Raw genomic sequence first — 23,801 nt, forward strand, 5'->3', positions numbered from 1 at the left:
GTCAGTGGCACTTGAAGTAATCGAACGGCTCGCGGCAATCGCGGCATTTGTACAGGGCCTTGCATGGCGTGGAGCCGAACTGGCTGGTCAGCTCCGTATGCGTCGAGCCGCAGTACGGGCAGGCCACGACAGGCGGCGGCGCGGCGCGGCGGGATACCGCTGCGGCCAGGCCGCCCCGCAGGCCCGAGATGTCGATCACCTGCTGGGCGGGCGGCGCGATGCCATAGCCTTTCAGCCTGGCCTTGCCGGCGTCGCTCATCCAGTCCGTCGTCCATGCCGGCGACAGCTGCGTGACGATGGTGACGTTGCCCACGCCGTGCTCGCGCAATGCGGCGCGCACCGCCTCGTCGATGACCTGCATCGCCGGACAGCCGGAATACGTCGGCGTGATCGTCACGCTGACGGCTTCCCCTTCGATCCGCACGGCGCGCACGATGCCCAGGTCGACGACGGAGATGACGGGGATTTCCGGGTCCGGCACGTCGGCCAGCCAGGTCCAGACCTGCTCTTCCGTCAGCCGGGTGGCGACAGCGGGGGACATGTCACCACTCCGCGCCGGGATAGGCGCGCTGCAGGAACTGCATCTCGGCCAGCAGGTAGCCCAGGTGTTCGCTGTGGCGTCCCTGCTTGCCGCCTTTCTGCATCCAGGCGTCCGCGGGCGGCATCGTCAACGTCGCCTCTGCGAAGATGTCGGCCACGTGATCGAGCCATTGCTGGCGCAGTTCGGCGGCGGGCGGGGCGATGCCGGCGGCGACCATGGCTTCGTCCACGGCGTCGTAGTTGAAGACTTCGCCCGTGTACATCCACAGCTCGTCCGCCGCCGTCTGCGTGTAGCGGTGGCTGGTTTCCGTGCCGTCGCCCAGGCGGACGATCAGGTCGCCGCTGCGGCGCAGGTGGTACGTCACTTCCTTCAGCGATTTTTCCGCGATCCCGGCGATGCGGGTGTCGGCGGACTTCGTCAGCGCACCGATCAGGAAGTAGTGCCACGTATCGAAGTAAAACTGGCGCATCAGGGTGTGCGCGTAATTCCCGTTCGGCTGTTCGACCAGCAGCACATTGCGAAAATCGTGCGCGTCGCGCCGGTAGGCCAGCGCGTCTTCGTCGCGGCCCTGCCCTTCCAGCTCGCCGGCATACGTCAGCCACATGCGGGCTTGCCCCAGCAGGTCGAGCGCGACGTTCGTCAGCGCCATGTCTTCTTCGAGGGCCGGGCCCTTGCCGCACAACTCGGACAGGCGCTGGCTCAAGACAAGGGCGTTGTCGCCCAGGCGCAGCAGGTAATTAACCTTGGTGTCCATGCTCAGTTGTCCGCGTTACAGGTTCTTCACTTCTTCCGGCATCGGGAAGAAGGTGGGGTGGCGATAGACCTTGCTGTTCGCGGGTTCGAACAGCGCGCCCTTGTCGGACGGGCTGGAGGCGACGATGTCCGCCGCGCGGGCGACCCAGATCGAGACGCCTTCGTTGCGGCGCGTGTAGACATCGCGTGCGTTATTGATCGCCATCTCCGCATCCGGCGCGTGCAGGCTGCCCACGTGCTTGTGGGCCAGACCGTGCTGGCTGCGGATGAACACTTCCCACAGTGGCCATTCCTTGCTCATCATCGTCTCCTCAGGCCGCGGCCTTGTTCTGTGCTTTTTTCTCTGCATGGGCGACCAGCGCGTCGCGGAACCATTCGCCATCCTCGTACGCCTTGACGCGGGTGCGCAGGCGCTCGCGGTTGCACGGGCCATTGCCCTTCAGGACCTCGTGGAATTCGGTCCAGTCGATGTCGCCAAATTCGTAGTGTCCCGTTTCGGCATTCCACTTCAGGTCCGGGTCGGGAATCGTCAGGCCCAGGTACTCGGCCTGCGGGACGGTCTGGTCGACCATGCGCTGGCGCAGCTCGTCGTTGGAGAACAGCTTGATGCGCCATTTGGTCGACTGCGCGCTGTTGACCGATTCCGCATCCGACGGGCCGAACATCATCAGGGAAGGCCACCACCAGCGGTTCAGCGCATCCTGCGCCATCGCCTTCTGTTCAAGCGTGCCCTTCGCCAGCGACATCATGATGTCGTAGCCCTGGCGCGCATGGAACGACTCTTCCTTGCAGACGCGGATCATCGCGCGCGAGTACGGGCCGTAGGAGCAGCGGCACAGCGGGATCTGGTTGATGATGGCGGAGCCGTCCACTAACCAGCCGATGGCGCCCATGTCGGCCCACGACAGGGTCGGGTAATTGAAGATGCTGGAGTATTTGGCCTTGCCGGAATGAAGCGCGGCCAGCAGCTCGTCGCGCGAGACGCCCAACGTTTCGGCCGCGCTGTACAGGTACAGGCCGTGGCCCGCTTCGTCCTGGATTTTCGCCAGCAGGATGGACTTGCGCTTCAATGTCGGCGCGCGCGTGACCCAGTTCCCCTCTGGCAGCTGGCCGACGATTTCCGAGTGCGCGTGCTGCGAGATCTGGCGGATCAGCGTCTTGCGGTACGCCTCCGGCATCCAGTCCTTCGCTTCGATCTTGACGCCGGCGTCGATGCGGGCCTGGAAGGCCTGCTCGTCCGCACTCATGTCGTCCAGCGTCCGGATGTTCTTCACCCCGGTTTCCACCATTTGTGCATACATGACGTTGTCTCCTCCACGTTCGACACATCATACGATACGCAATAAGGTTTGACTACGCATTTTTTGTGTCATATTGAATATCCGTATCTTGTTGGCTGAGCTTACAATAGCTGTCATGCGTATTCCCACCACCATCGATGACTGGATCGACCAGTCGCTGACCCTCGACCCGCCCCGCTCCAAGTCCCTGTTGATGACGATCTTCGGCGACGCCGTCGTCCCGCATGGCGGCCTGGCATGGCTGGGCAGCCTGATCGAACTGGCCGCGCCGTTCGGCATCAACGACCGGTTGGTGCGCACGTCGGTCTTCCGGCTGGCGCAGGAGGGCTGGCTGGGCGCCCAGCGCGACGGGCGCCGCAGCAATTACACGATCACGCCGGAGTCCATGCTGCGCTTTACGCGCGCGTTCCGGCGCGTGTATGCCGCGCCCAATGTGCACTGGGATGGCAGCTGGACGTTTTTGCTGGGGACGAACGGGCTGACCGCGACGGAGCGGGCAGCGCTGCGCAAGGAGTTGCTGTGGGAAGGTTATGCGGTCGTCGCGCAGGGGATCGCGGGGCACCCGGCCGGCGACGCGGCCGCGATCGACGATTTACTGGGACGCCTCGCGTTGCGGGGCAAGGTGTATGTGGTGCAGGCGGCGCAACTGCCCGGCGTGCAGGGCAAGCCGCTGGCGGACCTGGTGGCGGAAGGGTGGGACTTGTCGGTCGTGATTGCAGGGTACGAGCACTTTGTCGAGCGCTTCCTGCCGCTGCGCGAGCTGCTGCAAGGCCAGCTGACGGCCGAACAGGCGTTCATCGTCCGCACGCTGGTGCTGCACGCCTACCGGCGCGTGCAACTGCACGATCCGCAGTTGCCCGTCGAGCTGCTGCCCAGGCCATGGCCGGGCGCCGCCGCGTTCGAGCTGGCAAGGGAGCTGTACCGCGCGACTTGCGTCGCCGCCGAAGAGCATATCATTGCCGCACTACGGCGCGAAGATCCGGCCGCACCCGAGGCGCAGGCGGCGTTCTACGACCGCTTCGGCGGCATGCGCTGACAAGCAACCGCCGCGCCGGTGACAACATCGGGGTCAGGCACGAATGTTGTCACGGACTCTGCCGTAGCAGGGCTTACCGCTGAGGTCGTGACAGTTTTTGTGCCTGACCCCGTTGTTGTCACGGGCTGGGCTGGGGGCTTATTTTCGGCCGGCGGTGATGAGGTAGTTCTGCATCGTGGCTTCCGCCACCGATGCCCACTGGTTCTGGTCGTGGCGGAACTTCTTCCACGGCTCGTAGATCTTGCGGAATTTCGCGTTCTTCGCCGCTTCCTCTTCCATGACCAGACTCGACTGCTTGTACGCAGCGTCCATGACGTCCCGGCTGAAGTTGCGCAGCCTGGCGCCGTTCTTCATCAGTCGCGCGAGCGCGCCAGGGTTCCTGGTGTCGTATTCGGCCTGCATGACGACGTGGCACTCGTAGCTGGCCGCTTCGAGCGCCGCCTGATACTGCTTCGGCAGCTTTTCCCATTCCTTGATGTTGACGTAGAAGGACAGCTGCGGCCCCGCTTCCCACCAGCCGGGCGAGTAGTAGAACGGGGCGACGCGGGCCAGGCCCAGCTTTTCGTCGTCGTACGGGCCGACCCATTCGGCCGCGTCGATCGTGCCCTTCTCCAGCGCGGCGTAGACGTCGCCGGCGGGGATCTGCTGCGGCACGACGCCCATGCGCTCCATCACGCGGCCCGCGAAACCGGCCACGCGCATCTTGAGGCCCTTCAGGTCGGCGACGGACTTGATCTCCTTGCGGTACCAGCCACCCATCTGCGTGCCAGTGTTCCCGCCCATGAAGTTGACGATGCCGTAGCCCCGGTAGAACTCGCGCAGCAGCTCGCGCCCGCCGCCCTGGTCGAACCACGCGGTCTGCTGGCGCGACGTCAGCCCGAACGGCACGGCGCAGTCGAACGCGAACGTGGGATCTTTGCCGAAGTAGTAGTAGGCCGGCGTGTGGCCGATTTCAACGGTACCCGCCTGCACGGCATCCATCACCTGCAAGCCCGGCACGATGTCGCCGGCGGCGAACTGGCGGATAACGAACTTGCCGCCGGTGAGCTGGGCGACGCGCTTGACGAAGTTCTCGGCCGAGCCGGAAATCGTGTCGAGCGTTTTCGGAAAGCTGGAGGCGAGGCGCCAGTTGACGGTGGGCTGGACCTGCGCGAAGGCCGGTGCGGCAATGGTGCCGGCGCCTGCGGCGACGGCGGTATTCTTCAGAAAGGAACGACGTTGCATAAGTCTCCTGCTGGTTTTTGGTGGTGCGCCGGATGGGACGCTCGGGACGCCCTGCGGATGAGGCGTCGGTGCAGTCCATTCTAGCGGGATTATCGGAACGGCCACAGCCCCCTGTGCGACCGGCAGGCAAAGCCGGTATCATGGCGCCTTCGCGCCACGGCGCTCCGAAAATCAGTCAGGACACACAATGTCTATCAAGATCAGCAGCCAGTTCGATGCTGGCGCCATCGACGTCGTCAGCGTTACCAGCGCCGGCGATATCGACGTCAATATCCGCAAGGACTCCCACGCCGACATCATCCAGTGGTTCTACTTCCGCGTCCAGGGCGCGCAGGCCACCGAACTGACGATCCGCTTCCTCAACGCCGGCAAGGCCGCCTACGCGGACGGCTGGCAGGACTACCAGGCCGTGGCCAGCTACGACCGCGACACGTGGTTCCGCGTGCCGACGAGCTTCGACGGCGACGTGATGACGATCGAGCACACGCCCGAATACGACAGCGTCTACTACGCCTACTTCGAGCCGTATTCGTGGGAACGCCACCTGTCGCTGCTGGACAGCGCGCAGCTGTCGCCGCTGGCACAGCTGGTCGACCTGGGCAGCACGGTTGAAGGCCGCGACATGAACATGCTGATCGTCGGCGACGAGGATGCACCGAAGAAGGTCTGGGTCATCGCCCGCCAGCACCCCGGCGAAACGATGGCGGAGTGGTTTGTCGAAGGCATGCTGGAAGCGCTGCTGGACCCGGCCGATCCGTTCGCCAGCCAGTGCCTGAAGGAGGCCGTGTTCTATGTCGTGCCGAACATGAACCCGGACGGCTCGGTGCGCGGCAACCTGCGCACGAACGCCGCCGGCGCGAACCTGAACCGCGAGTGGAATACGCCGACGATGGAACGCTCGCCGGAAGTTTTCCTCGTCAAGCAGAAGATGCTGGAGACGGGCTGCGACCTGTTCCTCGACATCCATGGCGACGAGGGCCTGCCGTACGTCTTCGTGGCGGGCAGCGACTCGCTGGAGAACTTCACGCCGGAGCAGAAGGCCGAGCAGGAACGCTTCATCGAGGATTTCAAGATCGCCAGCCCGGACTTCCAGAGCGAATTCGGCTACCCGGACGCGCCATACACGCCGGAAGTGCTGACGATGGGCTCCCCGCACGCGACGCACGCCTTCGGTTGCCTGTCGCTGACCCTGGAGATGCCATTCAAGGACAACGCCAACGATCCCGATCCGGTCAACGGCTGGAACGGCGCGCGCTCGATGAAGCTGGGCGCCGCCATTCTGCAGCCCGTGCTGCGGGCGCTGCGCCGCTGAAGAACTGGGACAGGCACCCGACGGCGGTACCAGTCCCCCGCTACTCGCGCAACAGGTGCTGGAACGCCTGCGGCATCCACGGCCGGGCCGCCAGCAGGAACGTCACGGCGTGGCGTTCGTCGTACGGCAGCCGCGCGTCGTCCTGGTGCTGGCGCGAGAATTCGTCCGCCACCTGGCGCAGCCGCTCCAGCAGCGCCCGGGACGACGCCGGCGACAGCATCACGTTCACGAGCCGCAGCAGCTCGCCCGGCCCGTCGAAATGGGCGTCCAGATAGTCGCCATACGCCTCCTTGCGGAACCAGTTCTGGATCGGGCCATCCGGTATCCAGCCGAAGGTGCGTGTCACCAGCAGCTTGACGCGGTTGTTCGGCTTCAGGACAAGAAAACCGATGCGGTCCAGGCGCAGCAGGCACTGCACCGCTTCCGCCTCGCTGAGGCGGTATGCCGCCACCAGCCGCTCGACCGGCACTTCGTTCAGCGCCGCCACCGCGACCAGCAGCAGCTTCGTGTCGCCGATCAGTTCCTCCTCCTGCGCGTAGGTCAACTGCGTAATCAGCTGCGGCGCGTCTGCCGCGGCATGGGCCAGCTCCGCGAAATCCATCCCCAGCACGACCAGCACCTGCTCAAGCCGCTCCAGGGTAAAACTGCGCTGGGCGAACAGACGCTTGACGCTGGCTTCGGACATGCCGATCTGCTGCGCGAGCGCGGCATACGTGACGCCCCGCCGCTTCAATTGGCGTTTCAGTGCGTCGATTAGGAGCGTTGTGCCGGACATCATACTCATCCATAAAAAGTAGCGGAAAATGATACCACGCAGTTTCCGTGCAGATACTTGGTACGGGGCTATTGCCGTCGCCGGGTGTTGCGGCGATGATGCGTCACCGATAACTCTCCTGGACTCATCATGAAACGCCTCCTGATCGCCACCTGCCTGACCATCGCCTGCGCCGCCGCGCCCATCGCCGGCGCCCGCGACGCTTCCGCGCCATCGCAGGCCGTCAGCGAAGTCACCGGCTCCGTGGTTGGCGGCTCGATCATCGCCGTTGCCGTCGGCGGCAGCCTGGTCGTGGCCAGCGTGGCCGCCGTGGGCGAAGGCATCGAAGTGGTGTTGAAGAACGTGGCCAAGGGCAGCACGGCCACCGTGCGCCTGTCCGGCAAGGCGGCGCAGCAGTTGTCGCTGGCGGTCGGCACCGTCGTGGAGGTCGTCGCCACCGCTACGGGGCACGTGTTGATGGCGTCTGGCAAGGCCATCGCGTTCATTCCCAACGAAACAGGCAAGGCTTTGATCCGCAGCAGCAAATCGTCATGAACCGACACTAGCGTCCTGCAAGTTGATTGCAGGCATCATCAGGATCGGCGATGATCGCGGCTCTTCATTCTGGAGCATCCGCATGAAACGACTGTTTGGCGCCGCCCTCCTGGCGGCATCGCTGGCTTCCTCCCCCGTTCACGCCGAGCCCTCGGGCGCGTCGTATGGGCTCAGCTACCTGTCCGGCTTTGTTGTGCTGGGATCGATCGCGATGGTGGGCGGCGGTGGCAGCGTGATCGTCGAATCCGTCAAGACCGTGGGCGAAGGCATCGAAGTCGTGCTGAAAAATGTGGCCGATGCCAGCACCGCCACCGTGCGGCTGTCCGGCAAGGGTGCCAGCAAGCTGGCGATCGGCGCCAGCACGGCGCTGGACGTTGTCGCCACCTCCACGGGCCACATGCTGGTCGCTTCCGGTAAGGTCCTTGCTTTCATTCCGAATGAGCTGGGCAAGGCGCTGCTGCACCACTCCGAGGTGGGTGCATGAAACGCCTGCTGCTTACCTGCCTGACTGCCTGCCTGACGCTGGCCGCGCCCGCGTGGGCCGGCCGCACCTGCGAAGAGCGGCCCATGGCCGTGGCGGACACCGTCAAGTCGATGGACCTGGCGCAGCGTACCTTCCAGGCGCTCGATGCGACGGGCGCGCAAGTCGTGCTGCTGTCGCGAGTGGGCCAGGACCTGTCGAAATACGGCCTGAAGTTCTCGCACATGGGTATCGTCGTGCGCGACCATCCGGAAGGCCGCTGGACCGTCGTGCATGAGCTGAACGAGTGCGACACGGCGGCATCGCAGCTGTACAACGAAGGCCTGGGCAATTTCTTCCTGGGCGACCTGTTCCGCTACGAGGCCGAGGTGCTGGTGCCAAGCGCGGAAACGCAGGCGCGCCTGGCGCAGCTGGTCCTCACGCGCACCGCGCGCCGGCTGCACGAGCCGAAGTACAACATGCTGTCGTACGCGTTTTCCACGCGATACCAGAATTCGAACCAGTGGGTGCTGGAGACGTATGCCGCCGCCGCCGCGCCCGCGGGCGAAGTGGAAACACGCGCCGAAGCGCAGGCGTGGCTGAAGAAGGCGGGCTTCGCGCCCGTGACGATCCGTGTGCCGTCGATCACGCGCCTGGGTGGGCGCATGTTCCGCGCCAACGTCGCCTTCGACGATCATCCGTTCGACCGCCGCATGGCGGGCAGGATCGATACGGTCACGACGGTTTCGATCGTCAACTTCGTGCGTGCAACGGATACCCAAGCCAGGGTACAGTACGTCGACTGATCCTTGATCCCGATCAATCCGGGCGGGCTCATCGTTGTAAAGATGAGGGATCACAAGACCACCTGGAGACGATGATGCGCACTTACGCCTGCGGCCTGGCCGCCCTTGTCCTGCTGGCGGGCTGCTCAACGCCGTACCGCCCGCCGCAGTTCCTCGAGCCGGGCGCCAGCTTTCCCGGCCTGATCGATTTCGTTGCGGAAGCGGACAAAAAATCCGGCAAGCAGGAGGCCGACGTACTGCTGGTGCACGGCATGTGCACCCATGATGCGACGTGGGCGACGGAGACCGTGAACACCCTGGCCGCGCAACTGGCCGCCAACGTCCTCCCCTCGGCGTCGCGCTCGGGCGGCAGCGGCATCATCACCATCCCCGACATCATCCACACGCCCAGAGGCAAGTTGCTCGTCAAGTCGCTGATCTGGTCGCCGCTGACGACGCCCATCAAGCAGCAGCTGTGTTACGACCAGACGGACAAGTCGCCAATCTGCCTGGGAATGCCGGCGTTTCCTGGCAAGCGCGCCAGCCTCAATGCCAAAGCCAAGGATGGCCTGCTCGACGACTGCCTCCCCGATGCGCTGATCTACCAGGGCGACGCCCGCTTCGAGATTCAGAGGCGCATGCGCGAGGCGATCATGAACGCAACCGAAAACGCGGATCCCAACACGCCGCTGATCGTCATCTCCGAAAGTCTCGGCAGCAAGATCCTGTTCGATACGCTGGCAGGAATGATCGAGGACAAGGACCAGCGCGCCGCGCAGGCGGCGCGGCGGGATCTGGAACGCATGGCTTACCTGATCATGGCGGCCAACCAGATCCCCCTGCTGCAGACGGCCCAGCAGATACCGGCGCCAGGCGACCGGCAGACCATGCAGGCCCCACCGCCGGACAGCTTGCAACTGCTGCTGAAAAAGCGCGAGGACTTCTCGAAGGACCGCCGCGGGCCCGCCATCGATGCACTGACGCTGATCGCCTTTACCGATCCGAACGATCTGTTGTCCTATACGCTGCCACCCGAGCGCTATCCTGGCGCGATCGTGCACAACGTGCTGGTATCGAACGACCGTACGTACTTGGGCTTGTTCGAGAACCCGGTGAAGGCGCACCTCGACTACCTGTCCAATCCGGATGTGGGAAGCCTGATCAGCTGCGGACAGCCACGCAGCGCACTGTGTAAATAGAAACCGCGCAGAAACCGCGGTGGAACGTCGGGACAGGCCGCGGCCTGTCCCTGGCCAACATCAACGGCCCGCGCGCCCCGCCGCGATCAGGTAGTTCTGCATCGTGGCCTCGGCCACGGAAGCCCACTGGTTCTGGTCCTGGCGGAACCGCTTCCATGGCTCGTAGATCTTCTTGAACTTGGCGTTCCTGGCCGCTTCCTCTTCCATCACGGTCGTCGACATCCTGTAGCACGCGTCCATCACGTCCTTCGGATAGTTGCGCAGCTTGACGCCGTTCTTCAGCAGGCGCGCCAGCGCCGTCGGGTTCTTGACGTCGTACTCGGCCTGCATGCCGACGTGGGCTTCGTACGTCGCCACTTCCAGCGCCGCCTGGTATTCCTTCGGCAGTTTCTCCCAGTCCTTCAGGTTGACGTAGAACGAGAACGACGCCGACGCTTCCCACCAGCCCGGCGCATAGTAGAACGGCGCGACCTTGAAGAAGCCCAGCTTCTCGTCGTCGTACGGGCCGACCCACTCTGCCGCGTCGATCGTGCCCTTCTCCAGCGCCGGATAGATATCGCCGCCGGCCAGCTGCTGCGGCACGACGCCCAGGCGCTCCAGCACCCGGCCCGCGAAACCGGCCACGCGCATCTTGGTGCCTTTCAGGTCGGCGACCGACTTGATCTCCTTGCGGAACCAGCCGCCCATCTGCGTGCCCGAGTTCCCGCCCAGGAAATTGAGGATGTTGTAGTCCTTGAAGAACGCGCGCGTCAGTTCGCGCCCGCCGCCCTGGTCGTACCAGGCCGTGTGCTGGCGCGACGTCAGGCCGAACGGCACGGCGCAGTCGAACGAGAACGTGGCATCCTTGCCGAAGTAGTAATAGGACGCGCTGTGGCCGCATTCGACGGTGCCCGCCTGCACGGCATCCATGACCTGCAGGCCGGGGACGATCTCGCCCGCAGCGAAGGAGCGGATCGTGAATTTGCCGCCGGTGAGCTGGGCAATGCGCCGGGTGAAGATGTCGGAGGCACCGAAGATGGTGTCGAGCGACTTGGGGAAGCTGGAGGCGAGGCGCCAGGTGATGGCGGGTTGCGCCTGCGCCAGTGCGGGGGCGGCGATGAGGCCGGCGCCCGCGCCGGCGGCGGCCTTGGCGATAAAGGAACGGCGTTCCATACGGGTTGTCTCCTGTGTTTTTTATTTACGTTCGGAAAACGTTACTACTCAACACAGTGTAGGGAAACGCCACCGGCGTGGCAATCGATTGTTGGGAAAGGTCAGTTCCCCGCAACGACCATTTTTTCCAGCAGGATCGAACCGGTCTGCTTGGTGCCGCGCACCAGCACGTCGTTGCCGATGGCCACGATCTGCGCCAGCATCTCCTTCATGTTGCCGGCGATGGTGATCTCTTCGACCGGGTACTGGATGATGCCGTTCTCGACCCAGTAGCCGGAGGCGCCGCGCGAGTAGTCGCCCGTCACGTAATTGGTGCCTTGCCCCATCAGCTCCGTCACCAGCAGGCCCGTGCCCATTTTTTTCAGCATGCCGGCGAAGTCGTCGGCCGCTTCCGTGCGATTCGACGTCAGCGACAGGTTGTGCGATCCGCCCGCATTGCCCGTCGTCTGCATGCCCAGCTTGCGCGCCGAGTAGGTGGACAGGAAGTAGCCTTGCAGGATGCCGTCCTTGACGACGTCGCGGTACTGCGTGCGCACGCCTTCTTCATCGAACGGGGCCGAACCGATGGCGCCGGGCACGTGCGGGTCTTCCGTCACCTGGATGTGGTCCGGGAACACGGCCTTGCCCAGGCTGTCGAGCAGGAACGTGGACTTGCGGTACAGCGCGCCGCCCGACGTGGCCTGCACGAAAGCGCCCAGCAGGCCGGCGGCCAGCGGCGCTTCGAACAGCACGGGGCACGTGCGCGTGTTCATCTGGCGCGCGTTCAGGCGGGCCAGTGCGCGTTCGGCGGCGTAGCGGCCGACTGCTTCCGGCGTCGCCAGCTTTTTCGGATCGCGCACGGAGCTGTACCAGTCGTCGCGCTGCATCTTCGCGCCCTTGCCGGCGATCGGCGTGGCGGAAATCGTATGGCGCGAATACGGATAGCCGCCCATGAAGCCGCGCGAATTGGCCGCCACGAAGTGCGATTGCTGCACGTGCACGCCGGCGCCTTCGCTGTTGGTGATGCGCGGATCGACGGCAAACGAGGCAGCCTCGGCGCGCTGCGCCAGCACGACAGCTTCTTCCGCCGTGATCTCCCACGGGTAGAACAGCTCCAGGTCGCGCGGGTTCTTTTCCAGCAATTCTTCTTCGGCCAGGCCGGCGCAGTCGTCGTCCGCCGTGAAGCGGGCGATGTTGTAGGCCGCTTCCACAGTGGCGCGCAGCGAGGCCGCCGAAAAGTCGGACGTGGACGCGTTGCCGCGCTTCTTGCCGACAAATACCGTGACGCCCAGCCCCTTGTCCTTGTTCTGCTCGATCGTTTCGATCTTGCTCTTGCGAACCGACACCGACAACCCGCTACCTTCGCTGATCTCGACGGCGGCATCGGTGCCGCCCTGCTCGCGTGCATAGCCCAGAACGTCCTGGGCAAGCTGCTTCAACTGGTCCTGGCTGTGGGTGAAATGGGATTCGCTCATAGGGTGTTTTGGTGGGCTAAGCGTTAAAACAGTTATGATAGCAGCCGTTTACCGTTTTTACAGGCGCGCTTTCGCGGCGCACCTTCCTACCTTTCCCTATCATGCCAAATCCAAACCGTGGCTCCGTCGGCTTCCAGTCTTCCGAGTTCGAAGAGAAATACGACCGCCCATCCAAAACCGAACTGAAACGCCAATCCGACGCATTGCAGGACCTGGGCCATGAACTGGTCGACCAGCCGCGCGACCGTGTCAAGCGGGTGCCGATGCCGGAGGACGTCCGGGATGCGATTCTGGAGTGCCAGAGCATCAAGAACCATGAAGGCCGCCGCCGTGCGCTGCAGTTCGTCGGCAAGAAAATGCGCTCCCTGACGGAAGAGGAAGTGGCCATCATCCAGCGCACCATCGAAGGCTGGAAAGGCGCCTCGAAGGCCGATACGGCCGCGCTGCACGCGCTGGAGCGCCGCCGCGAAAAACTGCTGGTGGACGAGAAGGCGCTGACCACCCTGCTGGGCGAGCACCCGGAACTGGACGCGCAGCACCTGCGCACGCTGATCCGCAATGCCCGCAAGGAGCAGGCCGAGAACAAGCCGCCGAAAGCCTACCGCGAGATCTTCCAGATCCTGAAGGATCTCGACGCCAAGGGCCGCGCCGCGGCGAAGGCCGCCGGTGAAGCAGCCGACGACGACGACGAGGATGGCAGCGATGACGACCGCGACGAATAACACGGATCTCGTCATCGGCCTGGTGTCGATTTCCGACCGTGCCAGCGGCGGCGTCTACCAGGACCAGGGCATTCCGGCACTGGAAGACTGGCTGAACAGCGCCATCACGACGAGCTTTCGCGTCGAGACGCGCCTCATCCCGGATGACCGCGCCACCATCGAAGCGACGCTGATCGAGCTTGTGGACACGGTCGGCTGCCAGCTTGTGCTGACGACGGGCGGCACCGGTCCGGCGCGCCGCGACGTGACGCCCGAAGCGACGCTGGCAGTCGGTACGAAAGAGATGCCGGGCTTCGGCGAACAGATGCGCCAGATCAGCCTGCGCTTCGTGCCGACGGCAATCCTGTCGCGCCAGGTGGCGGTGATCCGCGAGACTGCCGACAGCGCCGCGCTGATCCTGAACCTGCCCGGCCAGCCGAAGTCGATCAAGGAAACGCTGGAAGGATTGAAAGATGCGGATGGCAAGCAGGTCGTGGCCGGCATCTTCGCGGCTATTCCCTACTGCATCGACCTGATCGGCGGCCCGTATATCGAAACCGACGCGGCCGTGTGCCAGGCGTTCCGGCCGAAGTCGGCCATCCGCCCTGCCCCCGCGCCTCTCAAACTGTAAGGAACCCATGAGCGACGTGCTGCAAAACATCGAGGTCTGCACCTCCGACAATCCGCAAATTTCCGTGATCGTGCTGCACGGGCTGGGCGCCGACGGCAACGACTTCGTTCCGGTCGTCAATGAACTGGACCTGGCGGGCCTGCCGGGCATCCGCTTCATCTTCCCCCACGCGAACACCATGCCCGTGTCGATCAACGGCGGCTACGTCATGCGCGCGTGGTACGACATCGTCCATACCGACCTGGGCCGACAGGAAGACGAAAAGGGCCTGCGCGCTTCGCAGCTGCAGGTGGAGGCGCTGATTGCAAGGGAAAAGGCACGCGGCATTCCGGCGCACCGCATCGTGCTGGCCGGCTTCTCGCAGGGTTGCGCGATGACGTTGCAGACGGGGCTGCGCCATCCCGAAAAGCTGGGGGGGCTGCTGTGCCTGTCGGGCTACGTGCCGCTGGCCGACAAGATCGCCGCCGAGCGCACGGAAGTATCGAAGCAGACACCGATCTTCCTCGTGCACGGACGGATGGACCCGGTGATTCCCGTGCAGCGCGCCATCGCGTCGCGCGACCTGCTGGTGCAACTGGGCTACAACGTCGAGTGGCACGAGTACCCGATGCAGCATTCGCTGTGCCAGGAGGAGATCGTCCACATGAGCGCCTGGCTGAAGAAGGTCCTGCAGTAAAGGCTGCGCAGTGTAAGCCGTGCTTCGCGATGTGTTAGGTTCGCAACGCGGCCGCGCATCGGTTGTCACAACTCACAAGAATGCGCCGCGTGCGGCCAAAGCGCGCGGGCGGGCGTGCTATATTGGCGCGATCATGAAAAAGTTTTATGGGAGTTCCTATGGAAGTTCGACTGAATGTAGATGACGATTTCTTGCGTAACATTCAGGACACCATCGGTGGTCCCGTCAAGGCAACGGACGTATTGCGTGACGCGTTGACCCTCCTGAACTGGGCTGTCGCCGAGGCAGCCAACGGCCGCGTGGTCCTCAGCGCCACCAATACGGGCGAGAACCTGCACCGGCTGGTGATGCCGACATTGAGCAAGATCGAAGTGCGGGCCAGGCAGTCCATCGAAGCCTGAGTTTCATCCCGCCGCGGCAGTGCTTTTGGCCGCACGGGCTGTCCCGCATAGGGCAGTCTATTCAGGCAGCGGCGCCGCCGTTGAAGGCGGAGCGCTCTGCTGCGTTGCATTCAGCACCATCGCCAGCAACGTGTAGTAGCCGTTCAATCCCATCAGATCCGTCACGCCATGCTCGCCGAACTGGCGCAGCGCGGCTGCATACGTCGCATCCGCGACACGCTTGTCTCTTTGCAGCTCCACGCAGAAATCGTAGACGGCCTGTTCGTCCGCCGCCAGGCCCGTCGGCGGCTGTCGCCTGGCGATGGCATCGATGACGTTCGGGGCAATGCCCTCCTGCGCCGCGATCGGCGCGTGGATGGCCCACTCCACCTGCTGGTCCCAGTGCCGCGCCGTGACGAGGATCGCCAGCTCCGACAGGCGCGTGCCGATGGCGCTGCGATAGCGCAGGTACTCGCCCATCTGCTGGGCGGCCAGCATCAGCTCTGGACTTCTCAGTAATGGAATAAACGGCCCGTACAGCGCACCGCGCGGGCCGTCGATGACGGCCTGGGCCACGGCTTGTTGCGCGGGCGTCAGCGCGTCGAAGGGAATGGGAGGGAGGCGATCTGGCATGCGGGAAATATTCGCATACAGCAAGGTAAAAATCAAAGTGCATGCACAGGCTGCGGGCTACTGTCTTGATTCACCCCACCCCGAACGCGAGGAGACCATGACACAGCTCATCCACCGAAACCTGCGCATCACGCCGCCTTCGGCCGTCTGCGCCTTCGGCATGTACGTGCGCGACAGCGACGGCAACACCTATCTCGATGCCAGCGGTGGCGCGGCGGTTTCGTCGCTCGGTCACAGCCATCCCGACGTGCTGGCCGCGATGCAGGCCCAGTTGGCGACCACAGCGTATGCCCACTCGGCCTTTTTCACCACCGACGTGGCCGAGGAGCTGGCGACATGCCTGGCGCAGAATGCGCCGGGCGACCTCAATAACGTCTACCTTGTCTCCGGCGGCTCGGAAGCCATCGAGACGTCGCTGAAGCTGGCGCGCCAGTATTTCGTCGAGAACGGCGAGCCGGAACGCCGCGTCTTCATCGCGCGCCGCCAGAGTTATCACGGCAACACGCTGGGCGCCCTGGCGCTGGGCGGCAACGAATGGCGCCGCAAGCCGTTCGCGCCGCTGCTGATGGACGTGGCGCGCGTGTCGCCCTGCTACGACTACCGCGAACGGCCCGCGTCGCAGGACGTGCAGGACTACACCGCCGGCCTGCTTGTCGAACTGGAGCACAGGATTCTCGACCTGGGGCCGCAGAACGTCATCGGCTTCTGCGCCGAGCCCGTCGTGGGCGCCACGCTGGGGGCCGTGGCCGCCACGCCGGGCTACTTCAAGGGCGTGCGCGCGCTGTGCGACAAGTACGGCATCCTGTTCATTGCCGATGAAGTCATGTGCGGCATGGGCCGCACCGGCACCTTGTATGCCATCGAGCAGGAAGGCGTCGTACCGGACATCGTGGCGCTGGGCAAAGGCCTGGCGGCGGGCTACCAGCCGGTGGGCGCCGTGCTGGCGCGCGATCACATCGTCGAACGGCTGCGCGCCGGCAGCGGCGTGTTCCAGCACGGGCACACGTACAACGCCCATCCGGTGGCGGCTGCGGCGGCGCTGGCGGTGCAGAAAGTGATCCGGCGCGACGCATTGCTCAGCGCCGTGACGATGCGCGGCACGGCATTGCGGCGCATGCTGCGCGACGCCTTCGGCAATCACCCGAACGTGGGCGACATCCGCGGGCGCGGACTGTTCGTGGGGCTCGAGCTGGTGCAGGAGCGCGAGACGAAACGTCCGTTCGACCCGGACCTGAAGCTGCACGCGGCCGTCAAGACGGCGGCAATGGCGTGCGGGCTGATGGTATATCCGATGGGTGGCACAGCCGACGGCCGCCGGGGCGACCACATCCTGCTGGCCCCGCCATTCATCGCGACGGAAGCCGACCTGGGGCAGATCGTGGCGCGGCTGTCGGATGCGCTGGCCAGGGCGCTGGAGGCGATCCGGCCGAGGTCCTGAAACAACCGGAGCCTGTCACCGGTTTTCTCGTCTTGAGAAAAACCGGTGACAGGCTCCGATTAGAACCGGTGACAGGCGCCGAAGCAGTCGGGCTGTCAGTACTGCTGGAATCCGATAACTTCCTGCTGCTGTTCACCCAGTCCGGCAATGCCCAGGCGCATAAAGTCGCCTTTCTTGAGGAAGCGCTTGGGCGTGCGGCCCATGCCGACACCTGGCGGTGTGCCCGTGGCGATGATGTCGCCCGGTTCCAGCGTCATGAACTGCGACAGGTAGCTGACCAGCTGCGGCACCTTGAAGATCATCGTGCCCGTGTTCCCGGTCTGCATGCGCTTGCCGTTTACTTCCAGGTACAGATCGAGGTCGCCCACGTCCCATACTTCATCGCGCGTGACGAGCCATGGGCCGACGGGGCCAAACGTGTCGCAGCCTTTGCCCTTGTCCCACTGCGGTCCCCGCTCCAGCTGGTACTCGCGTTCGGAGACGTCGTTGACCACGCAGTAGCCTGCGATGTAGTTCTCCGCTTCGGCCTCGCTGACGTAGCGCGCGCGCGTGCCGATGACGACACCCAGCTCCACTTCCCAGTCCGTCTTCTTCGAACCCTTGGGCAGCATGACATCGTCGTCCGGCCCGGACAGGCTCGTGATCGCCTTCATGAACACGATCGGCTCGGAAGGAATCGGCAGGCCCGATTCGGCCGCGTGGTCGGCGTAATTCAGGCCGATGCCAATGAATTTGCCGACGCCGGCAACGGGCACGCCGAAGCGCGGATTGCCGCGCACCAGCGGCAGCGATTCGGGCGCGATCTTCGCCAGCTTGCGCATGGCCTTGTCCGACAGGTTCGCACCGCCGATATCGCCGATCACACCGGACAGGTCGCGCAGCTTGCCTTCTTCATCGATCAGGCCAGGCTTCTCCTTGCCGACACGGCCATAACGAACCAGTTTCATTCTCTCTCCCACGCGTACTGCAGCTGTCAAAACGCAGATTCTACAGTGTTCCGCGGGCCGACCCTGCGACGGCGCCACGCGAACCACGCAAGGCCAGGCAATTGCAGCAGCACCAGCGCGCCAAACGCGGCGCTGTAGGCAACCGGGGGATAGCGGTTCGCGCTATCGGGCTGCCACAGGCCCACCACCTGGCCGAAGCCGGCCTGCACGAGGAAAGCGCCGGCGAAGATCAACAGGTTCAGGCACGTCGACGCGCGCCCCGTCAGCGCGGGCGGCATGGCCTGCGCGACGATCGTGTACTCGATGCCGGTGATGGTGCCTACCAGCGTGAAGGCCACCGCCAGCTGCGCGATCCCGGGCTGCCAGTTCAGGGCGATGGCGCATTGCACGGCGATGAACAACGCGACGCCGACACCGGCCACGGTGATCGCGTCGTACCCGCGTTTGGCCGCCCATTCCGTGACCATGCCGACGGAGATGGCGCCGAAGATGACGGCCGCCATGCCCAGGTACAGCAGCCAGGCCACGCTCTGCTCCGGGTAGCGGCCGACGTCCGTCAGCCAGCGGCCGATCCACAGGCCCTGGACGCCGAAGAAGACGGTGTGCGGAATCAGCACCAGGCCTGCCGTTTCGCGGAACGCGGGATGGCGGTAGACGTCGACCAGCACGCGCCGGTCGAAGCGTTTGGGCGGCGCGGCCGGCGGCGTAGGCGCCAGCAGCAGGATCAACGCCCCCACCACAACGCAGCCCAGCGCCAGCAGGATGAACATCCAGCGCCAGTCGGCGTACTGCAGGAACAGCCGCACGGGCAGCGTGGCCGATGCCGCGCCCAGCCCGCCGGCGGCAATCAGGTAGCCCTGCACCGACGGCAGCCGCGCGGGCGATATCCACGTCGACACGGCCTTGACGGCCGCCATGAAGCAGCCCGCCAGGCCCAGTCCCATCAGCGTGCGCGCTGCCAGCATCTGGGCGAACGTGCCGCTGCCGGCGAAGGCCAGCGTGCCAAGCGCCGCCACCAGCAGCATCGCGCACTGCACGCGGCGCGGGCCATACCGATCCAGCACCAGGCCGACGGGCAGCTGGGCCAACGCGAACGCGAGGAAGTAGGCGCTGGTCAGGAGCCCCAGTTCGGCCGGCGACAGGCCGGCCGCCGCCATCAGCTGCGGCGCCAGGATGGCATTCACCGTGCGCAGCAGGCATGACAGGTAATGTCCCAGCGCATAAGGAATGAAGACGAGGCACAGCACGGCCGCACCGGGCAGCTGGCCCGGCACGTGCTGGCGCCCCCGCCATACGGCCCGTGCCAGCCCGGATGCGGCGCGCTCCGACACCGGCAACGGGTAAGCGGTCCCGTCCTGCGGTTGTGCGCCGCTCATGGGTCACGCCACGTTGCTGTGGCTCGCGCAACCTTCGCGCGCCGAAGCGATCCGAATCACCTTGCGTTCCACTGGCCCGTGCTCCACGTGCTCCGGCATGCCTCCTTCGGTCTCGAAGAAGAACTTGTCCTTGCCGAACGCAGGCTTCAGGTGATCCAGCCACGTCGCTTCCGGATCGAACTTGGCGAAGAACGGCTTGCGCACCCAGTCGGGATTGCGGGCCTGCAGGAACTGCAGCGCGAATACCTTCTCGCCGGCGATGGTGACGACGCCGTCGATGACGACCTTGCCGGGGAAAGCGCTCATCGACGGACCGCGCACCGTGCGTGCCAGGCCCGAGACCATCTGGTATGCCTGCTGGAAGATCTCGTGCGCACGTGCCAGCGGCAGCTGGAAATACTCGCGCGGACCGGTGTCCCGTTCGACGAACATGTAGTACGGGATCGCGCCCAGTCGCACGCCGGTGCGCCACAACTCGGCCCAGGTGTGCGGGTCCTCGTTGATGTGGCGGATCAGCGGCCCCTGCATGCGCAATGTAGCGCCCGTGCCGACGATACGCTTGACTGCCTTCTGGGCGATCTCCTGGCGCAGCTCAACGGCGTGGTTGTAATGGCCCATGATGGCCATGTTCTTGCCGGCGGCAACGACCTTCTCGAACAGGCGCAGCAGGTCGTCGGCATCGCGGTCGGTGACGAAACGCTGTGGCCAATACGCGACGGACTTGGTGCCGATGCGAATATTCTGGATGTGCTCCAAGTCCGGGCCCAGCAGCGGTTCGATGAATTCGGCCAGCGAGCGCGTGTTCATGATCATCGGGTCGCCGCCGGTGATCAGCACGTCCGTCACTTCCTTGTGGTTTTTCAGATACGACACCAGTTCGCTCGTCTCCTTCGCGTCGAACTTCATGTCGTCCATGCCCACGAACTGCGGCCAGCGGAAGCAGAACGTGCAGTACGCATGGCAGGTCTGGCCGGAGCTGGGGAAGAACAGCACCGTTTCATTGTATTTATGCTGCAGGCCGCGCAGCGGCGCATCGTTCACGCGCGGCACGTTGTGCGTCATCTGGCCCGCGGGGTGAGGGTTCATGCGCATGCGGATCTTATGCACGTAGGCGGCGATCGCCGCATCGTCCTGCTTGACCATGACGAGGTCGCGCAAGGTGCGGTATTCCTCGATCGGCAGCATGTCGCGGTGAGGGAACGTCAGGCGGTAGATCGGATCGTCCGGTACGTTGCTCCAGTCGATCAGGTGCTCCATCACGTACTCGTTGGTGCGGAACGGCATCACATGCGAAACCACCTGCACGGCCTCCTGCTGGTCCGGCGGCAACCATTGCCAGTGGCGCGCCTGGCGAATGCTCTGGCGTGTGAAGGGCTTGAATTTTTGCGGGACTAAATCTGCGGACATTACGTTCTCCTGTCTGGACGGGGGCTGAGACCGACATGCTAGGCATCCTGGCCTGTCGTCGCGTTGCTTCAAGTCAATATCCACACGGAAACCAGCCGCTTTTGCGTTTGCTCAATTGCCTGATGGCACCGCCAGCGTAAATTACTCCTGGGAACGCGATGCCGTCCCTCCCCATATCATTCTCAAGGACTTTTCATGAAACAGATGCTGATCGGCAGCCTCGCCTGCCTGGCGATGGCAAGCGCCTTCGCCGCCACCGAACCCACGGAAAAAGACGCCATCGCCATGGCCGAACGGGGCGCCGCCTTCATCAAGGCCCACAGCAAGGAAGAGCTGATGAAAAAGCTGGCGGCCAAGGACCCGGCGTTCGTCCAGGGCGAGCTGTACGTCGACATGCGCGACCTCAAGACGGGCATCGTGCTGGCCCACCCGATCAACCCGTCCATCGTCGGCAAGGACCTGACGGACGTACCGGACCCCAGCGGCAAGAAATACCGCCGCGAGATCATCGACCTGGCGGCGAAAAGCGGCAAGGGCTGGGTCGACTACATGTACAAGAATCCCGTCAGCGGCAAGATCGAGCCGAAGACGACGTACATCCTGCGCGTCGGCGACGTCGTGCTGGAAGCGGGCATCTATAAAAAGTAAATCCCGGCCGCCCCGGTACGTTTGCCGGCGCGGCATCCGCAGTTCCTTCTTGCAGTTTCTCTCTTGATGTGGCGGGAGTCGTCATGCTGAACAAATTACGAATCGGTCCCAAACTGCTGCTGGCGCCAGGCGTCGTCCTGGTCCTGCTGGTGGCCATTACGGCCTGCGCCTGGTACGGCATGGTGCGCCAGAACGCCTCGATGGAAAATCTCGTGCAGGTGCGCGCGGCGCGCCTGAAAGCGGTGGCGGAAGTGGCCGGCGATGCCCGCTTCGTCCATGCCAATATCTATCAGCTGCTCGCATGGGTCAACGGCAGCTTCGCCAAGGCCCGGCTCGACGCACTGACCAACCAGATCAATGACCGGCACAAGGCCATCGACGGAAATCTGCGCAAGCTGGCGCAGGTGTCGGGACCGGACGAGCGCAAGCTGGCCGATGCGTCGATTGCCATCCTCGCCACCTACCGCAAGGCAGTGCTGGAGACGATCGAGATGGCGCAGATGGACCAGGCCATAGCGGCCAACTCGATGCAGAAAGCCGAAGCGCAGTTCGTGCTGCTGGACGAAGCGCTGACCCGCTTGTCCGGCCTGGAAAAATCGCTGAGCGAAGCGGCCTACGCGGGCGCGGGCGCCGAATTCGGCCAGCTGCGCATGACGATGACGGGCCTGTGCCTGCTCTCGATCGCCCTGTCGCTGCTGGTGTCGATGCGCGTGCGTGCCGTGCTGCTGCGTGACATCCGGGCGATAGCCGACGTCGTGCGCAGCCTGGCCGACGGCCGCCTGACGAGCGGCAGAGCCAATGCGGGCAAGGACGAAATCGCCGAGACGTCGCGCGTGCTGGACCAGAGCATCGTCAACCTGGGCCAGACGCTGCGCACGATCCGCGGCGCCGTGCAGTCGATCGACACAGCGTCGCATGAAATCGCCAGCGGCAATCTGGACCTGTCGAGCCGCACCGAGCGCCAGGCGGGCTCGCTGCAGGAGACGGCCAGTGCGATGGAAAACCTGACGACAGCCGTGCGCCAGAACGCCGAGAATGCCCGCGAGGCCTGCCGGCTGGCGGCAACGGCAACGACGATGGCGGAAAAAGGCGGCCACGCCGTCTCACAGGCGGTAACGACGATGGAATCGATCCGCGCCAGTTCGCGTAAGATCGTGGAGATCATCGGCGTCATCGACAGCATCTCGTTCCAGACCAATATCCTGGCTTTGAACGCGGCCGTGGAAGCGGCGCGCGCGGGCGAGCAGGGGCGAGGCTTTGCCGTCGTCGCCTCCGAAGTACGCACGCTGGCGCAACGGTCCGCCGCCGCGGCAAGGGAGATCAAGGAGCTGATCGCCGCCTCCGTCGCCACCATCGACAACGGCGCCGCCTCCGTCAGCCTGGCCGGCAGCAGCATGGGCGACATTGTCGGCTCCGTGCAGCAGGTCAATCACATCATCGGGCGCATCAGCACTGCCAGCGCGGAACAGGCGCAAGGCATCTCGGAAGTCAACGTGGCCGTCGGCCAGATCGATGACGTGACGCAGCAGAACGCCGCGCTGGTGGAACAGGCAGCAGCCGCGGCGGAGAGCCTGCAGGAGCAGGCGGTCAATCTGTCGCGGGCGGTGGCGGTGTTCGAGTTCGATGCGGTGGAGGCGGCGGCGCCGGTGTGCGTCGCAGCCGACGAGGACGAGGAAGACTACGAATATGCGGACGAAGACGAAGACGACGGCATCGTTGCAGTGGAGCGGCGCAGCGCGGGAAGCGCGATGCGCGGGCTGCTGGCGGCGGAACCGGATCGGGCCGCGCAGCGCCGGCGCGCCTGATCACGCCGGCTTCGTCACCTTGAACGGCTTGCTAAGGTGCGGCGAGCCGCGCAACCCGAATCGCCACGGCACGTCCATCGCTTTCGTGATGCCGATGCGCGGTCCGGCAACGATGTCGACGTCCCCTTCGCGCGCCACCAGCTCGAACGGCGGCGCCGCCAGCGACATGGCGTTGTGCTCGCGCGTGATGGCAAGCGCCTGGCACAGCCGTCCCGGCCCGGAGCCCAGCAGCGTGGCCGCCTCCAGGCCGCGGCGCGCGCGCATGACGTCCAGACCAACGAGCGGTTCGATGGCGCGGATCAGGACCCCGGCCCCATGTCCCGCTTCGCGGCAGACGAAGTTCAGGCACCAGTGAATGCCATAGGAACGGTAGACATAGGTATGCGCGGGCGGGCCGAACATCGACGCGTTGCGCGCGGTTGGTCCGGAAAAGGCGTGCGACGCCGGGTCTTCACGGTCGTACGCTTCCGTTTCGACGATGCGCCCGCCGACGCCATCGACCAGCACGGTAACGCCGATCAGCAGACGGGCTACCTCGTCGGATGGTGCTTCGAAATCAATTCCTGCCAGCAGAGTAGACATGCAAGAATTGTAGCGTGGCATGGCGAGTTGCCGCGCCCGCATGGCGGACAT

26 protein-coding genes are annotated in these 23,801 nt (G+C 64.9%); 13 read left to right on the plus strand and 13 right to left on the minus strand.

What is annotated here, in order from left to right; genetic code table 11:
• Nucleotide 1: 1 nt before the first annotated feature.
• The 4 genes from paaD to paaA are packed head-to-tail and all read right to left on the minus strand — an operon-like array spanning nt 2 to nt 2,595.
• Nucleotides 2-541, minus strand: a complete 540-nt coding sequence (paaD, locus tag E1742_RS12695; RefSeq protein WP_134385299.1) for a 1,2-phenylacetyl-CoA epoxidase subunit PaaD — start codon at nt 539-541, stop codon at nt 2-4.
• A 1-nt stretch (nt 542) separates the two neighbouring features.
• Nucleotides 543-1,295, minus strand: coding sequence for a 1,2-phenylacetyl-CoA epoxidase subunit PaaC (gene paaC, locus E1742_RS12700; protein ID WP_134385300.1), 753 nt, complete (start codon nt 1,293-1,295; stop codon nt 543-545).
• 15 nt (nt 1,296-1,310) lie between these two features.
• Nucleotides 1,311-1,595 (minus strand): 1,2-phenylacetyl-CoA epoxidase subunit PaaB, encoded by a 285-nt coding sequence (gene paaB / locus E1742_RS12705; protein WP_134385301.1) that lies wholly within the window; start codon nt 1,593-1,595, stop codon nt 1,311-1,313.
• Nucleotides 1,596-1,605: 10 nt separating this feature from the next.
• Complete coding sequence (gene paaA, locus E1742_RS12710; protein WP_134385302.1) at nt 1,606-2,595, minus strand: 1,2-phenylacetyl-CoA epoxidase subunit PaaA; 990 nt, start codon at nt 2,593-2,595, stop codon at nt 1,606-1,608.
• A gap of 115 nt (nt 2,596-2,710) precedes the next feature.
• Here paaA and E1742_RS12715 point away from each other — a divergent pair, with 115 nt between their 5' ends.
• Nucleotides 2,711-3,631, plus strand: a complete 921-nt coding sequence (locus E1742_RS12715) for a PaaX family transcriptional regulator (protein WP_134385303.1) — start codon at nt 2,711-2,713, stop codon at nt 3,629-3,631.
• A 138-nt stretch (nt 3,632-3,769) separates the two neighbouring features.
• Here E1742_RS12715 and E1742_RS12720 read toward each other — a convergent pair whose 3' ends face one another.
• Entirely contained in the window at nt 3,770-4,855 is a 1,086-nt protein-coding gene (locus tag E1742_RS12720; protein ID WP_134385304.1) for a TRAP transporter substrate-binding protein, read from the minus strand.
• Nucleotides 4,856-5,042: 187 nt separating this feature from the next.
• Here E1742_RS12720 and E1742_RS12725 point away from each other — a divergent pair, with 187 nt between their 5' ends.
• Complete coding sequence (locus E1742_RS12725; RefSeq protein ID WP_134385305.1) at nt 5,043-6,167, plus strand: M14 family metallopeptidase; 1,125 nt, start codon at nt 5,043-5,045, stop codon at nt 6,165-6,167.
• Between the two features lie 40 nt (nt 6,168-6,207).
• Here the strand turns inward: E1742_RS12725 and E1742_RS12730 are convergent, their stop codons facing one another.
• Complete coding sequence (locus tag E1742_RS12730) at nt 6,208-6,945, minus strand: helix-turn-helix domain-containing protein (RefSeq protein ID WP_229466762.1); 738 nt, start codon at nt 6,943-6,945, stop codon at nt 6,208-6,210.
• A gap of 126 nt (nt 6,946-7,071) precedes the next feature.
• Here E1742_RS12730 and E1742_RS12735 point away from each other — a divergent pair, with 126 nt between their 5' ends.
• The 4 genes from E1742_RS12735 (at nt 7,072) to E1742_RS12750 (ending at nt 9,920) form a co-directional block, all read left to right on the plus strand.
• A complete protein-coding gene (locus E1742_RS12735; protein WP_134385306.1) occupies nt 7,072-7,476 on the plus strand; it encodes a hypothetical protein in 405 nt (134 codons plus the stop codon).
• 82 nt (nt 7,477-7,558) lie between these two features.
• Nucleotides 7,559-7,960: a hypothetical protein gene (locus tag E1742_RS12740; protein WP_134385307.1), complete on the plus strand. Its 402-nt coding sequence runs from the start codon at nt 7,559-7,561 to the stop codon at nt 7,958-7,960.
• Nucleotides 7,957-8,742: a DUF2145 domain-containing protein gene (locus tag E1742_RS12745; protein WP_134385308.1), complete on the plus strand. Its 786-nt coding sequence runs from the start codon at nt 7,957-7,959 to the stop codon at nt 8,740-8,742. Before E1742_RS12740 ends, E1742_RS12745 begins: the two co-directional genes overlap by 4 nt.
• A 71-nt stretch (nt 8,743-8,813) precedes the next feature.
• Complete coding sequence (locus E1742_RS12750; RefSeq protein ID WP_134385309.1) at nt 8,814-9,920, plus strand: hypothetical protein; 1,107 nt, start codon at nt 8,814-8,816, stop codon at nt 9,918-9,920.
• A gap of 60 nt (nt 9,921-9,980) precedes the next feature.
• On the opposite strand, the gene E1742_RS12755 is transcribed toward E1742_RS12750, so the two are convergent.
• Together E1742_RS12755 and pmbA are read right to left on the minus strand one after the other, a co-directional pair.
• The gene (locus tag E1742_RS12755; RefSeq protein ID WP_134385310.1) at nt 9,981-11,072 is read right to left on the minus strand and encodes a TRAP transporter substrate-binding protein; all 1,092 of its coding nucleotides are present in this window, start codon (nt 11,070-11,072) and stop codon (nt 9,981-9,983) included.
• Between the two features lie 101 nt (nt 11,073-11,173).
• The gene (gene pmbA, locus E1742_RS12760) at nt 11,174-12,526 is read right to left on the minus strand and encodes a metalloprotease PmbA (protein WP_134385311.1); all 1,353 of its coding nucleotides are present in this window, start codon (nt 12,524-12,526) and stop codon (nt 11,174-11,176) included.
• 101 nt (nt 12,527-12,627) lie between these two features.
• Here pmbA and yjgA point away from each other — a divergent pair, with 101 nt between their 5' ends.
• The 4 genes from yjgA to E1742_RS12780 all read left to right on the plus strand — a co-directional run bounded on the left by yjgA (nt 12,628) and on the right by E1742_RS12780 (nt 14,935).
• Nucleotides 12,628-13,248 (plus strand): ribosome biogenesis factor YjgA, encoded by a 621-nt coding sequence (gene yjgA / locus E1742_RS12765; protein ID WP_134385312.1) that lies wholly within the window; start codon nt 12,628-12,630, stop codon nt 13,246-13,248.
• A complete protein-coding gene (gene mog, locus E1742_RS12770) occupies nt 13,229-13,858 on the plus strand; it encodes a molybdopterin adenylyltransferase (RefSeq protein ID WP_134385313.1) in 630 nt (209 codons plus the stop codon). Before yjgA ends, mog begins: the two co-directional genes overlap by 20 nt.
• Before the next feature lie 7 nt (nt 13,859-13,865).
• Nucleotides 13,866-14,534, plus strand: coding sequence for an alpha/beta hydrolase (locus E1742_RS12775; RefSeq protein ID WP_134385314.1), 669 nt, complete (start codon nt 13,866-13,868; stop codon nt 14,532-14,534).
• Nucleotides 14,535-14,725: 191 nt separating this feature from the next.
• On the plus strand, nt 14,726-14,935 hold the full coding sequence (locus E1742_RS12780) for a hypothetical protein (protein WP_134385315.1): 210 nt from the start codon (nt 14,726-14,728) through the stop codon (nt 14,933-14,935).
• A gap of 57 nt (nt 14,936-14,992) precedes the next feature.
• On the opposite strand, the gene E1742_RS12785 is transcribed toward E1742_RS12780, so the two are convergent.
• Nucleotides 14,993-15,547, minus strand: a complete 555-nt coding sequence (locus tag E1742_RS12785; protein WP_134385316.1) for a carboxymuconolactone decarboxylase family protein — start codon at nt 15,545-15,547, stop codon at nt 14,993-14,995.
• 97 nt (nt 15,548-15,644) lie between these two features.
• On the opposite strand from E1742_RS12785, the gene E1742_RS12790 reads away from it, so the two are divergent.
• Complete coding sequence (locus tag E1742_RS12790; protein WP_134385317.1) at nt 15,645-16,985, plus strand: aspartate aminotransferase family protein; 1,341 nt, start codon at nt 15,645-15,647, stop codon at nt 16,983-16,985.
• Nucleotides 16,986-17,080: 95 nt separating this feature from the next.
• Here the strand turns inward: E1742_RS12790 and E1742_RS12795 are convergent, their stop codons facing one another.
• The 3 genes from E1742_RS12795 to E1742_RS12805 are packed head-to-tail and all read right to left on the minus strand — an operon-like array spanning nt 17,081 to nt 20,715.
• A complete protein-coding gene (locus E1742_RS12795) occupies nt 17,081-17,932 on the minus strand; it encodes a fumarylacetoacetate hydrolase family protein (RefSeq protein ID WP_134385318.1) in 852 nt (283 codons plus the stop codon).
• Between the two features lie 26 nt (nt 17,933-17,958).
• Nucleotides 17,959-19,308 (minus strand): MFS transporter, encoded by a 1,350-nt coding sequence (locus E1742_RS12800; protein ID WP_166793473.1) that lies wholly within the window; start codon nt 19,306-19,308, stop codon nt 17,959-17,961.
• A gap of 3 nt (nt 19,309-19,311) precedes the next feature.
• Nucleotides 19,312-20,715: a KamA family radical SAM protein gene (locus E1742_RS12805; RefSeq protein ID WP_134385319.1), complete on the minus strand. Its 1,404-nt coding sequence runs from the start codon at nt 20,713-20,715 to the stop codon at nt 19,312-19,314.
• Between the two features lie 195 nt (nt 20,716-20,910).
• Here E1742_RS12805 and E1742_RS12810 point away from each other — a divergent pair, with 195 nt between their 5' ends.
• Complete coding sequence (locus tag E1742_RS12810) at nt 20,911-21,363, plus strand: cache domain-containing protein (protein ID WP_134385320.1); 453 nt, start codon at nt 20,911-20,913, stop codon at nt 21,361-21,363.
• 83 nt (nt 21,364-21,446) lie between these two features.
• Entirely contained in the window at nt 21,447-23,168 is a 1,722-nt protein-coding gene (locus E1742_RS12815) for a methyl-accepting chemotaxis protein (protein WP_134385321.1), read from the plus strand.
• Here E1742_RS12815 and E1742_RS12820 read toward each other — a convergent pair whose 3' ends face one another.
• Nucleotides 23,169-23,750, minus strand: a complete 582-nt coding sequence (locus E1742_RS12820; protein ID WP_134385322.1) for a DNA-3-methyladenine glycosylase — start codon at nt 23,748-23,750, stop codon at nt 23,169-23,171. It lies immediately after the preceding gene.
• Between the last annotated feature and the right edge of the window lie 51 nt (nt 23,751-23,801).

Source organism: Pseudoduganella plicata, from assembly GCF_004421005.1.
Taxonomy (GTDB): Bacteria; Pseudomonadota; Gammaproteobacteria; order Burkholderiales; family Burkholderiaceae_D; genus Rugamonas; species Rugamonas plicata.